We start from the raw sequence: 12995 nt of genomic DNA on the forward strand, positions 1-12995 counted from the left end.
ATTGTTATCATTTGCAAGTCGCACTTCAAACTAGAACCCACCTAAACCGAACACTTCGATTGCATAAGATAGATTATGGAACGCAACTCTGTGATTTGGAGCCAGCATACGCCGATATTATCGGCGCTGAGCGATATATAAATGTCCTGGAACTGGCGAACCTTGCTCGCTACGGACGACAATATCCTCACAACGTATGCATTCCATGCCATGCGCAGATAAAAGCGCACGCACATAGGATTGTGCATGAGCAAAGCGCTGATAATCACCCACCATGAAATCACGTCCAGCAAAACGCTCGTCAGGCTGCGTTTCACTGGAGAAGCCGAAATAGCCTCCGGCTTGCAGATGATTGGCTACGCCTGAAAAGAACTGATCCAGCCCGCCCATATAAGGCAGCACGTCAGTCGCAACGATCAGATCCCAATTGTCTTCTTCAGTGGTCTCAAGAAAGCGAACAGCTTCTCCGACGAACAGCGCGTCGTAATCGCCTTTTTCATACGACACTTCGATCATGTTTTCAGAAATGTCGACGCCCGTTTTGTGGTCTGCCATGTCGTCCAGCGCATCGGCAGAAAGGCCAGTACCGCAGCCAAGATCAAGCATACGCTCAGCCTGAAACTCTTCGTCCATTTCAAGAAGCATTTCGCGCAGCTGCAATGGCACATCGTAACCAAGCTGATCGACAAGGATCGTGTCAAACATCTCGGCGTGTTGATCAAACAGCGTTGCAACATAAGCGTCTGGCGCTTTTGGCGGCACGTTTCCGCGCCCCATGCTGGCAAGACGCACAGCAGCGCCACCATGGTCTTCCGGGTCGAGTTCCAGAACGGCCTGATATGCCTTTTCAGCGGCATCCAGATCACCGGCTTTTTCCAGCGCAAGCGCATGGTTGTAAGCCTCGGCCAAAGCCTCCTGATCAAATGAATCCGTCGTGCCGGATTTGCCGTTCTGCTTGGACATATCAATTGCCTTTTCTTGAGCCCTTAGTGAACGCGGATAGCCACTAGAAAGCAAATAACTGGGTTAGGGCCGTCTGCTCCATAAAAGGAAAGGGCGAGGCGAAACCACTCGCCTGCCCTCCTACCCTCATATGAGGATCACAGCAAGAACCAGTTCTATTCAGCTGCTGCACTCGCCGTATTTGCAGCAGGCTTATGATCGGCAAGTTTACGCGCAATCACTGCGCAAGCCATCAGCTGGATTTGGTGGAAAAGCATCAGCGGCAACACCACGCTACCGACATTTGCGCCTGCAAATATAGCGCTGGCCATCGGCGCACCGCTGGCAAGGCTCTTCTTGGAGCCACAGAACATGATCGTGATACGGTCGGCGTGATTAAAGCCCAGCGCCTTGCTGCCATACCAGGTCGCCAACATGACAATCACCAGAAGCAGAATATTCACGCCGATCATTACACCGAGATCGTTCCAGGAAACTGTATGCCACAGACCTTCGACAATCGCTTCACTGAACGCCAGATAGACAACCATCAGGATAGAGCCCCGATCGACAAATCCGAGCGATTTGTTGTGACGACGCATGAAATTACCGATCCATGGCTGCAAAATTTGCCCAAGAACAAACGGTGCCAGCAATTGAAGCAGAATAGATTCAAGCGCATCGACAGAAATACCGCCGCCACCTTTCACTGCGAAAAGCAGGCCGACAAGCAATGGCGTCAGGAACATACCGAAAATGTTGGATGCAGATGCCGAAACAATGGCAGCGGAAACATTACCGCCTGCCATCGAGGTAAAGGCGATTGACGATTGAACCGTAGAAGGCAGAACGCAGAGATAGAGAATGCCGAGATAGAACGGCGATTGCGCCAGTCCCGGAATTGTCCAGCCTGCGGCCAGTCCCAAAATCGGGAACAGGACAAATGTCGAGCATACGACCGCCAAATGCAGTCGCCAGTGCGTAACACCCGCAACAACCGCTTCACGCGACAAACGTGCGCCATGCAGGAAGAACAGAAGCCCCACAGCGATTTTAGTAGCAATCCCGAACCATTCAGCGAAATCGCCCTGCACCGGAAGAAATGACGCAAGCAAAATGGTTGCAATCAACATGCAAGTGAACTTATCGGGCAGAAAACGCATTATCTCGGTAGTCCTTCATTACTTCGGGCCGTAAACCGGCCAGCCATCCCTCCAGTTGTAATAGTCCAATCAGACTTTGGTACAATACTTAAGGATAGGTGGCGCATATAGCCGGTTCACTTTTCCGGGAGAACAGGACTGAAATACAACAGCCCTACTCTACGGCTTTATTCATATCCGTTTGGATTTTTAGACTGCCAGTTCCACATGTCCTGACACATTTCACGAAGGTCTTTTTCAGCGGTCCAGCCCAGAAAATCACGCGCGAAAGCAGGATCGGCATAGCATTCGGCAATATCACCTGGGCGGCGCGGCGCGATCTCGTATTTGATCTCACGGTTTGACACATGCTCGAAAGCCTTGACCACATCAAGAACGCTGTAGCCCTGCCCTGTACCCAGATTGACTGAAAAGCACTTCGGTTCATCAAGCTTTTTAAGCGCTTTCAGATGCCCGGCTGCAAGATCAACAACATGGATATAATCGCGGACACCTGTGCCATCCGGCGTATCATAATCATTGCCCCAGATGTTGAGCTTCTCGCGACGGCCCGTCGCAACCTGCGCGATGATTGGCATCAGATTGTTTGGGATACCCTTTGGATCTTCCCCAATCAGACCGCTTTCATGTGCGCCGACTGGATTGAAATAGCGCAGGATCGCAATTTTCCAGCTGTTATCGCTGTTATAGAGATCGCGCAGCATATCTTCGATGACGAGCTTCGTGCGGCCATAAGGATTTGTTGCGGACAGTGGCTGGTCTTCGGTGATGGGGAGTTTTTCCGGATCGCCATAAACCGTGGCCGAAGAGCTGAAAACCAGCGTTTTGACGCCTGTGGTTTCCATCGCCTGCAACAAGCGTAGCGTACCTAGCACATTGCAATCATAGTAATGCAGCGGCTTTTCGCTCGACTCACCTACGGCTTTCAGCCCGGCAAAATGAATAACAGCCGTGCATTTGTGACGTGTAATGATCTGTTCCAGCAGGGTACGGTCGCGAATATCACCTGGTTCGCGAATTGGCGCACGCCCCGTAATCTTTTCCACGCGATGGAGGGCTTCCGGATTACTATTATCAAAATTATCGACCACAACCACGTCGTGGCCAGCCTCAATCAGCTGTACGCATGTATGAGAACCGATATATCCGGCACCACCGGTTACGAGAATCGTCATTCTTTAATTACCTGCTTGTTGAACATACTGGCCCGATGTGCGATCCCAAGGGCGTTTTCCAACTGACTATGCAAAAACCATAGCGGACTGCAACCCAAACCCTTCGATTCTCGCAGATTGCCTCAACAATGCGACATCAATTTAATGGAGCGAAGATGGAACCCTCCCGCAATATCGACCGTCTTCTCGAAATCATGGTCGCTCTGCGCGATCCTGAAACCGGCTGCCCATGGGATGTCGAGCAGACCTCAAAATCCATCGCACCTTATACGCTTGAAGAAGTCTATGAGGTTCTGGATGCCATTGAACGTGACGATGTGGATGATCTGCGAGAAGAGCTTGGCGATCTTTTGCTACAAGTCGTATTTCACGCACGTATGTCGGAAGAACAGGGAAAGTTCGGTTTTGGTGATGTCGTGGAAGCCATCACGCACAAAATGATCCGCCGTCATCCGCATGTCTTTGGCGATACTGAGGCCAGAAGCGCTGGCATGGCGAAGGGCTCGTGGAATCGCATCAAGGCGGAAGAGAAGGCCGAGCGTGCAGAACGCCGCGCTAAACTTGGTTTGGAAACTGTTGAGAAAACACGTTATCTCGATGATATTCCAAACGCCTTCCCTGCCCTTCTACGCGCGCTGAAACTCCAGCAGAAAGCCGCCAAGGTGGGGTTCGACTGGTCGGAAGCAGCGCCGATTCTCGACAAGATCGCTGAAGAAACTGCCGAGCTCAAAGAAGCAATGGCCGCTGAAGACAAAGCTAATATCGCCGAAGAATACGGTGATCTGCTTTTCGCGATGGTCAATCTCGGTCGACATCTGGAAATAGATGCCGAAACAGCCCTGATCGCGGCGAATGACAAATTCAAGCGCCGCTTTGATTTCATTGAGAAATCCTTGAAGGATACAGGCAGCAGTCTTGAGGCCGCAGAACTCGACGAGATGGAAAATATCTGGATCGAAGCAAAGAAAAAGGGGCTGTAATCAGCCCCCTCAAATCTGCAGCATAATTTTATGTCTATCTTTGCGCGCCTAGCAGGGTGATCGGCGCTCTAATCTTCCCACCTCGGTCGGAACATCTGATAGACGTCCTCGGTCGTCGCATAATCCATATAGCCAAGCCGTGTGACGGGCTTGGCTTTTCTTATGTCAAACAGTCCATCAGTCAGCACGCTTTCATCGATGTGAACGCCGACAACTTCACCGATGACCATATAATTGTCGGTCGGCCGGCCCTCTTTGTCCTGTAGACGTTTGGTCTCGACTGCAACGCATTCGAGTGCTGCATAGGCTTCTTTCACATATGGCGCTGCAATGACCTTGCTGTGGGCAATACCAAGGCCTGCATATTCAAACTCGCTCACACTGCGTGGCGCATTGACCGAAGAAGCATTCATCTTCTCTTTCAGATGGTCACTGACCAGACTGGCGGTAAACTCACCCGTTTCCTCGATGAATGTCACGCTATCTTTCACACCTGAAGACGAAAACATCACCATAGGTGGCGTATCGCAGACGGCATTGAAAAACGAGTACGGAGCCAGATTGACGCTTCCTGATGCCGAACGCGTACCGATCCAGCCAATCGGACGCGGAGCGACAATTGCCTTGAACGGATTGTGGGGCAGTCCGTGACCATCTTCTGGCTTATAAAACATCTTGTTTTCCGTAGTTTATCAGAGAAAACTAACCTAGTTTATTCAGTCCAAGGTCCACTATAAACGGAAACGATCTTTTCCATATCGGCGCGCGGACGCTCAGGCATCTTGTTTTCTGCTGTCCCGATATGCACGAAACCGGCAACCCGTTCATTCGGAGCAATCCCCAGATAAGCGCGTGCAGGCGCATCGTTGGAATACCAATTGGTGATCCAGTTGGTGGCATAACCAAGCGCATTTGCTGCGGTGCAAAGGTTCATTGCAGCAGCGCCTGCCGACAGAAACTGCTCCCATTCCGGAATGCGCTCGTGAGCGACCGGCGAAGAAACCACACCGATTACCAGTGGTGCGCGCGCAAAACGCGCCCTCTCCTGATCCTTGCGACTGTCCGGCAATGGGCCTTCCCGCTCTTCTGCGCGCTTGGCGAGATATTCACCAACCTTGTGACGAACATCACCACGATAAAGAATGAAACGCCAAGGTGTCAGACGACCATGATCCGGCACGCGTGCTGCCACTTTCAGCAATTCGTCCAGTTCAGCGCCTTCGGGTGCTGGTTCTGAAATAGCCGAAATAGGTGTGGAGCTGCGCTGAGCCAGAAAATCAAACACCGGATGTGTCACGGGGGGAAACCTCATCGCTAAAATCTGCATATGTCACTCCACTTAAAGCATAATGCGACCAGAGTGAAATGGAGATCGCCAAGAATATGCTGGAAATGGAATGGGACTGCTTCTCACCTGTCATTGTTGGCCTGTAAAGCCAAGAATCTGTGACAACGCATGGAGCGCCCATATAAATTGCCATGTCTATGGTCGATTTGGCCTTGAATTCGCCACCCGCTTGGGGTCAAAACATGTCCATGTCAGATACTATGGGTCTGTTTCGAGCAAACAGTGCAAAATCATCGCGCAGCAAGTCACTTGCCGCGACCCTTTCTTTTGTCCTGATTGCTTCGTCTGCTCTAGCGCAAGGCCCCGGTGGCCCGGGCGGACCAGGTGGTCCCGGCGGCGGAATGGGCGGGGGATTTGGCGGTGGTCCGCAGGGAGGTCCCGGCGGCGGCTTCAAATTACCGAATTTCCAGCTTGAGCCACCAGCACCGGCACCAGCTGCCCCACCTGCCATGCAGGCCCCTTCCGGCGGAAATGGATCAGTTCAGATTAACAGCACTAGCGGCTTGCCAAATTTTCCAGAGCCAAAGCTTAATTTGCCAACGCTCAGCCCCTACGCAAGCCCAATAAGCCCTGAAAACAATCCTCTTGTGAAAACAAGCGAACTGGATCTCAAGGCACGTCTCAAACAAGACGGTCCGGATATTTCGACCGGGCTTGTCTGGCGCGTCTTCGCACCTGAGGTTGGGGCAGACGGACAACTCGCGCTCATCGCTTCTTCAAAGGGCGGCAGCACAGTTTTCAATCTTCCTGAAGGTAGTTATCTCGTACACGCCGCCTATGGCCGTGCGGGAGCAACCAAGCGCATCACACTGACCAATGCCAGCCGCCATGAAGTAATGACCCTCGATGCAGGCGGCATGAAGCTCAGTGCAGTTCTGCCAGATGAAGGCAAAATCAAAAGCGACCTGGTGCGATTCTCGATTTATGCCGACGAAGACAACAATGACCGCTCGCTCATCGTGCCGGATGTAAAACCAGACACGATCATCCGTCTGAACAGCGGCACCTATCATGTCGTTTCCAACTACGGTTCTGCAAATGCCATCATTCGCGCAGATATTCGCGTCGAAGCAGGCAAACTGACGGAAGCCACCGTTCAGCATCGTGCGGCCGAAGTTGTGCTGAAGCTTGTTCGCGAAAAAGGTGGCGAAGCGCTCGCCGATACCTCCTGGTCAATCTTGAACGCTTCCGGTGACGTCGTTCGCGAAAGCGCCGGCGCCTATTCTTCACTCGTTCTCATCGAGGGTGACTATGTCGCCGTCGCCAAGAATAAGGACCGGATTTATCAGCGTGACTTCAAGGTTTCATCGGGCAAAAATGAAGATGTCGAGGTCGTCACAAGCAAGGAATTCGAAGCATCCGACGACACTGTAGATTGATTTCTCACCCATCTATAGCGCATTGCTTCCCTACGCCTGTCAAATTCAGCCCGTAAGAATTATCGTTCTGCGTATGGATGCATAAAAAAACCGCGCCTAAGCGCGGTTTTATTTGATTATTTCTTCAGACGAAGAAGATCTGGCGGTGTCGCCTCTTCCGTCAGACGAGCAATAGCTTCGTCCAGCGTCATGGCTTCCTGATCGCGGGATCCGAGACGGCGCATATTGACCGTCTTTTCCTCTGCTTCACGCATACCGCAGACGAGAATGACCGGAACCTTCTGCAACGAATGTTCGCGAACCTTGTAGTTGATCTTCTCGTTACGAACGTCAGTCACGACCTGGAGGCCAGCAGCCTTGAGCTTTGCTGCAACTTCAGCAGCATAACCATCGGCTTCCGAGGTAATCGTCGCAACGACAACCTGAATCGGAGCAAACCACAGCGGCATGTGACCGGCGAAGTTTTCGATCAGAATGCCAAGGAAGCGTTCCATCGAACCGCAGATCGCGCGATGGATCATCACCGGCTGCGTCTTTTCCGAATTGCTGTCGATATAGAATGCGCCGAAACGTTCCGGCAGGTTGAAGTCAACCTGTGTCGTTCCGCACTGCCATTCACGGCCGATCGCATCCTTCAGCGTGTATTCGAACTTAGGACCGTAGAACGCACCTTCGCCGGGCAGAATACCGGTCTTGATGTCTTCCGACTGTTCCGCGATTTGCTCCAGAACCGTCATCATCACGCTTTCAGCGCGATCCCACAATTCATCCGAACCCACACGCTTTTCAGGGCGGGTTGAAAGCTTGATCGTGATCCCTTTAAAGCCGAAATCCTTATAGACCGACAGGATAAGATCATTGATGCGAAGGCATTCGGCAGCCATCTGCTCTTCGGTGCAGAACACATGCGCGTCGTCCTGCGTGAAGCCACGCACACGCATCAGACCATGCAATGCGCCCGATGGTTCGTAACGATGCACATTACCAAATTCTGCAAGCTTTATAGGCAGATCGCGGTAAGACTTAAGACCATGCTTAAATATCTGAACGTGACCTGGGCAGTTCATCGGCTTCAACGCGAACACGCGATCATCGTCGGTATCGTCACCGGCAACAGTCACCTTGAACATGTTGTCGCGATACCAGCCCCAGTGACCGGATGTCTCCCAAAGGGACTTGTCCAGAACCTGTGGTGCATTGACTTCCTGATAGCCGTGGCTGTCGAGACGACGACGCATATAGGCGACCAACGTCTGGAACATGCGCCAACCCTTGGCGTGCCAGAAAACAACGCCCGGACCTTCTTCCTGAAAATGGAACAGGTCCATTTCACGACCCAAACGGCGGTGATCGCGCTTCTCAGCTTCTTCAAGCATATGAAGATAAGCGTTGAGATCGGCATCATTGGCAAATGCCGTGCCGTAGATTCGGGTCAGCATCGGGTTGTTGGCATCACCGCGCCAGTAAGCGCCGGCAACCTTCATCAGCTTGAATGAATTGCCGATCTGGCCAGTGGACGCCATATGCGGGCCACGGCAAAGATCGAACCATTCGCCCTGATTGTAGATTTTCAGGTCCTGACCTTCAGGGATCGCATCAACGAGTTCGACCTTATAGCTCTCGCCTTTATCGGCAAAAACCTGCTTGGTCTTCTCACGCGACCATACCTGCTTGGTGAACGGCTTATTGCGCTGAATGATTTCGCGCATCTTCTTTTCGATCACCGGCAGATCATCGGGCGTAAAAGGCTCATTACGTGCAAAGTCGTAATAGAAACCGTTCTCGATGACTGGGCCGATTGTTACCTGCGTTCCCGGAAAGAGTTCCTGCACAGCTTCAGCGAGAACGTGAGCCGTGTCGTGACGGATCAGTTCCAGCGCGCGCGGGTCTTCGCGGGTCAGAATTTCGATTGCACCGGAAGCGCCAAGCGGATCGGAGAGATCGCGCACGGTACCGTCAACGGCGTAAGCCACGGCCTTCTTTGCAAGTGATTTGGAGATTGATTCAGCTAATTCGGCACCGGTTGTTGCGGCATCATATTCGCGCACCGAGCCATCAGGAAACTGCATAGATACATTCGACATCATTTTCTTCCTTATCCAGTCCCGCCAACGATTGCGGGTGGTTTTGCATGAAACGATCCTGCTCAAGCTGTCAGAACCGCCTATATGTTGCTTGCACAACAGGAATTATAGCAGTCCAGCAAAAGCGCAAAGCGGTTCTGCGTCGGATACTGCGTAGAAACAAACAGTTACAGCGGCTCCAAAGATTCAGTCTTAACTGGAGCCGCTGTAACGTTTGGGTATTAATCTTTTTTGATTAATAGGTAAAGCAAAAGCGCCGTGGCAAACTGCATCACGGCGCCTTCGGCATTCTGGAAACTGGATGAACTCAGTTGCGGATGGCGAGGCAGGGAACGCCCTGCTGCTTGAGCTTCGCACAAGTCTTTTCAGCTGCATCCGAATCCTTAAATCCGGAGAAGCGAACGCGGTACATCTTGCGACCACGCGGAGCGGTCGAAATCTCAGCCTTTGTACCCGGCACCAGGCTGCTTACAACCGGCAAATACTTGGCTTGCAGCTCGTCTGCGCCCTTGCGGGATGGCGTTACACCAACCTGAACACGCCATGCAGACATGGCAGACTTCACCAGAAAGCCGCCGTCGCCCTGCTCGATCTTGTTGTCGTCGATCATATCGGCAACAGCATCAACCTTTGGCTTCTGTGGCTTAAGCGGCGAGATAACGGGCAAAGGTGTCTGAACCGAAGCTGTAACGATTTCGTCTGTGGACTTTCCAGCGCCTTCCGTGCCGAAGCGCGTCAGGAGTTTCGCCATGCGGTCATCACGCTCGCGCGATGAGCCAGCGCCAAGCACAACGCCCACGAGATGCTTGTCATTGATGATTGCCGACGAAACGAGGTTATAGCCGGAAACATCTGTATAGCCGGTCTTGATGCCGTCTACGCCCTGATAGCGATACATCAGATTGTTGTGGCCGTTGAACGGACGGCCTTTATAGGTAAAGGAGCGCTCCGAAAACAGCGCATACTCTTTTGGAAAATCGCGACGCAGCGACATGCCAAGCACGGCCATATCGCGCGCGGTTGTCAGCTGGGTCATCTTCGCCGTCAAACCCGATGGATTAGCGAAATAAGTGCTTTTCATGCCGAGGTTTCGGGCTCTTTGCGTCATCAGGCGGCCAAAGCCCGCTTCCGATCCACCGAGATATTCGCCAACAACCGTTGCGGCATCATTTGCCGAAACGATAACCATACCCATGACGGCATCACGAACTGAAATTGTTTCGCCTGCTTTCAGATACAGCTTCATTCTGACTTTGGCAGATGCGTTCTTGGAGATCGGCATTTGATCATCCCAATTCAGCCTGCCAGTCTTGAGAGCCTCAAAGGTCAGATAGAGCGTCATCATCTTGGCCAATGAAGCAGGCGCGTGCTGCTCGGTTGCATCGTCTTGTCCCAAAACGACGCCAGTATCGGCATCAAAAACCACCCATGAAACATTCGCCATGGCGTTGGTAGCGCAGAAGATGCTGGCACCAAGCGCAACACCGGCAATCAGCTGGGAGGTGCGGGACAACGATTTATGCATATTGGCTCACATGAAAAGAAAACTAGATGCAAATGAAGCCGAATTGCGGCGCGAAAAAGACGCCGGGCCGACCTGATTTCCTTTTCCCGATAAAACAGAATTATCATTAACGAATTCTAATCAACGGGCAATAAACTAACAGATTTGTTGCAATCTTTTAAAAACAAACACTTAGCTTGTGGGTGACGAGACCCGCCAGTAGCGCCAAGGCAAATACCAGCGATAATAAGCCGACAATTCTCGCGGAACAGGATCGAATCCGTGAGTTCCCATGGGGCCGCAACGCATTATCCGGAACAGTCCCATCCAGCTGCCGTTCCACAATCCGTAACGGGCCACAGATTCGTAGGTATATTCAGAACAGGTCGGCATATGTCGGCAGGAATTGCCGATAAAGGAGGACAGCGTGAGCTGATAAAGCCTTATCAGACTGGTGCCGAGCACCCTGCCCGGCGTTTTGCGCCATGGATCGGTAAAATTGCGGGTCTGGCGCTTTCCGGTTGCCGTCGCACCGCCCGAATGATCTTTCCCGCAACTGCACATATGCTATCCTAAGCCGCCTGCACCTTTTCTTCGATCTGGCGAATGCAATCGATAACCGCGTCGAATGTCAGAAGCGTCGATGCATGACGGGCTTTATATTCACGAACCGGTTCAAAATATTTGAGATCGTCAAAACGGCCTTCCGGCGCAGGGCCGTTTTCCTTGAGCATCTTATACATCGAATCGCGCACGGCGCGCAGCTCTTCCGACGTGCAGCCAACCACATTGCGCGCCATGACCGACGATGAAGCCTGTCCCAATGCGCAGGCCTTCACCTCATGCGCGAAGTCTGTAACCACGCCGTCTGACATGCGCAGATAGACCGTAACTTTGGACCCACATAATTTGGAGTGAACAGTTGCGACCGCATCGGGGTCAGCAATTCGTCCGAGTCTTTCAATATTCCCTGCAAATTCAAGGATACGTTTGTTATAAACATCGTCGATCATTGAGGGAAACCTTCCGCTTTTCCGGAGAAAAATGTAAAATTGTCGTCCGGTTACGGTTTGAAGTTGCAATTTCCTGTCTATATAATAGGCAAGTAGCGACTGCGCCATGGGTAGATTATCACATGGTGATGAGTAGCCGCGGAAATGCCCGTCCGGCAGCTTGGTGTTGCCGGATCAATACATCGCACGCTCGCAAATCAGACTATGGGGCGCATCGTTGTATTGTCCGTTTAACTCGTCTCCTCCTTGAAGGAGACTACTGGAGAATACTGATGGACGCTCGCATCCTCAAGATTGATGACGAATCCAATCCGTCTGCAGACCTGCCACGGCCAACTCAGGCCGACGCAGAAGCTGCTGTGCGCACTCTTCTTCTTTGGGCAGGAGACAATCCTGACCGCGAAGGCCTGCTGGATACACCAAAGCGCGTTGCCAAATCCTACAGCGAACTTTTCGGCGGCTATGCCGAAAGCCCGGAGGATGTGCTTGGCACCACTTTTGAAGAAGTATCCGGCTATAATGACATGGTGCTGGTGAAGGACATTTCCTTCTTCTCGCATTGTGAACATCATATGGTTCCGATCATCGGCAAAGCGCATGTCGCTTATCTGCCAGATGGTAAGGTGCTTGGCCTGTCGAAGATTGCACGCGTTGTTGATATTTTTGCGCGTCGCCTGCAAACGCAGGAAAGCATCACTGCCCAGATCGCTGAAAGCATTCAGCGCATTCTGAAACCGCGCGGCGTTGCAGTAATGATTGATGCAGAACATATGTGTATGGCGATGCGTGGCATTCGCAAGCAGGGTTCAAGCACAATCACGACGACCTTTACCGGCACGTTTCAGGAAGAAGTGAACGAACAGGTTCGCTTCATGAGCCTTATCCGCCAGTAAAAAGACAACCAGGCGCAACAATGAGCATTTTCCCCGTCCAGCCTTCTGACAAGAAGGCGATTGAAGAAGGCGCGGTTTTCATGCCGCGCTTTGACGCATCAGGTTTGATCACGGCAGTCGTCACCGACGAACGTGATGGCGAGTTGCTGATGGTCGCTCATATGAACGAGGAAGCACTGCGCCTGACGCTCGAAACCGGGATCGCGCATTACTGGTCGCGCTCCCGCAATACGCTTTGGAAAAAGGGCGAAACCTCTGGCAATCTGCAAAGCGTGATCGAGCTGCGTACAGACTGCGATCAGGATGCGCTTTGGCTGAAAGTCCGTGTTGCTGGTGATGGTCCAACTTGCCACACCGGTCGGCGCTCGTGTTTTTACCGACAGGTTCAGTCAGAAGATGGTCAAGTTAGCCTGTCTCTGAATGGTTCCTGCGACCACGATCACTAAATTCTCTCACGATCTGTGACCCATCTCAAATCGATGTGAAGGCGTGATTTTCTCTCGCGCCTTCAATT

Annotated in this window: 13 protein-coding genes; 4 read left to right on the top strand and 9 right to left on the bottom strand. The window is 52.2% G+C overall.

Features of this window, described 5'->3' with window-relative positions:
- Positions 1 to 117: 117 nt before the first annotated feature.
- The 3 genes from CEV34_RS00385 to galE form a co-directional block, all read right to left on the bottom strand.
- Positions 118 to 963, bottom strand: a complete 846-nt coding sequence (locus CEV34_RS00385; RefSeq protein ID WP_007875024.1) for a class I SAM-dependent DNA methyltransferase — start codon at positions 961 to 963, stop codon at positions 118 to 120.
- 155 nt (positions 964 to 1118) lie between these two features.
- Positions 1119 to 2105, bottom strand: coding sequence for a bile acid:sodium symporter family protein (locus tag CEV34_RS00390; protein ID WP_094543114.1), 987 nt, complete (start codon positions 2103 to 2105; stop codon positions 1119 to 1121).
- 167 nt (positions 2106 to 2272) lie between these two features.
- Positions 2273 to 3280 (bottom strand): UDP-glucose 4-epimerase GalE, encoded by a 1008-nt coding sequence (galE, locus tag CEV34_RS00395; RefSeq protein WP_007875034.1) that lies wholly within the window; start codon positions 3278 to 3280, stop codon positions 2273 to 2275.
- A 155-nt stretch (positions 3281 to 3435) separates the two neighbouring features.
- Between galE and mazG the strand changes: the two genes are divergently transcribed.
- Positions 3436 to 4260, top strand: coding sequence for a nucleoside triphosphate pyrophosphohydrolase (gene mazG / locus CEV34_RS00400; RefSeq protein ID WP_007875035.1), 825 nt, complete (start codon positions 3436 to 3438; stop codon positions 4258 to 4260).
- A 68-nt stretch (positions 4261 to 4328) separates the two neighbouring features.
- Here mazG and CEV34_RS00405 read toward each other — a convergent pair whose 3' ends face one another.
- On the bottom strand, positions 4329 to 4934 hold the full coding sequence (locus tag CEV34_RS00405; protein ID WP_007875036.1) for a flavin reductase family protein: 606 nt from the start codon (positions 4932 to 4934) through the stop codon (positions 4329 to 4331).
- Between the two features lie 38 nt (positions 4935 to 4972).
- Positions 4973 to 5557 (bottom strand): nitroreductase family protein, encoded by a 585-nt coding sequence (locus tag CEV34_RS00410; protein ID WP_094543116.1) that lies wholly within the window; start codon positions 5555 to 5557, stop codon positions 4973 to 4975.
- 500 nt (positions 5558 to 6057) lie between these two features.
- On the opposite strand from CEV34_RS00410, the gene CEV34_RS00420 reads away from it, so the two are divergent.
- Positions 6058 to 6987, top strand: a complete 930-nt coding sequence (locus CEV34_RS00420) for a hypothetical protein (RefSeq protein WP_039859787.1) — start codon at positions 6058 to 6060, stop codon at positions 6985 to 6987.
- 116 nt (positions 6988 to 7103) lie between these two features.
- Here CEV34_RS00420 and thrS read toward each other — a convergent pair whose 3' ends face one another.
- The 4 genes from thrS to CEV34_RS00440 all read right to left on the bottom strand — a co-directional run bounded on the left by thrS (position 7104) and on the right by CEV34_RS00440 (position 11588).
- The gene (gene thrS, locus CEV34_RS00425) at positions 7104 to 9074 is read right to left on the bottom strand and encodes a threonine--tRNA ligase (protein WP_094543117.1); all 1971 of its coding nucleotides are present in this window, start codon (positions 9072 to 9074) and stop codon (positions 7104 to 7106) included.
- Between the two features lie 304 nt (positions 9075 to 9378).
- A complete protein-coding gene (locus CEV34_RS00430; protein WP_007875041.1) occupies positions 9379 to 10596 on the bottom strand; it encodes a D-alanyl-D-alanine carboxypeptidase in 1218 nt (405 codons plus the stop codon).
- Positions 10597 to 10767: 171 nt separating this feature from the next.
- Positions 10768 to 11139 (bottom strand): membrane protein insertion efficiency factor YidD, encoded by a 372-nt coding sequence (gene yidD / locus CEV34_RS00435; RefSeq protein WP_007875042.1) that lies wholly within the window; start codon positions 11137 to 11139, stop codon positions 10768 to 10770.
- Between the two features lie 8 nt (positions 11140 to 11147).
- A complete protein-coding gene (locus CEV34_RS00440) occupies positions 11148 to 11588 on the bottom strand; it encodes an iron-sulfur cluster assembly scaffold protein (protein WP_007875044.1) in 441 nt (146 codons plus the stop codon).
- Between the two features lie 272 nt (positions 11589 to 11860).
- On the opposite strand from CEV34_RS00440, the gene folE reads away from it, so the two are divergent.
- Entirely contained in the window at positions 11861 to 12481 is a 621-nt protein-coding gene (folE, locus tag CEV34_RS00445; protein ID WP_007875046.1) for a GTP cyclohydrolase I FolE, read from the top strand.
- Between the two features lie 20 nt (positions 12482 to 12501).
- Positions 12502 to 12927 carry a phosphoribosyl-AMP cyclohydrolase gene (gene hisI / locus CEV34_RS00450; protein WP_007875047.1) on the top strand — a complete coding sequence of 142 codons (426 nt, stop codon included), beginning with the start codon at positions 12502 to 12504 and terminating at the stop codon, positions 12925 to 12927.
- Positions 12928 to 12995 lie beyond the last annotated feature (68 nt).

This window comes from Brucella pseudogrignonensis, assembly GCF_002252525.1.
GTDB classification, from domain to species: Bacteria; Pseudomonadota; Alphaproteobacteria; order Rhizobiales; family Rhizobiaceae; genus Brucella; species Brucella pseudogrignonensis.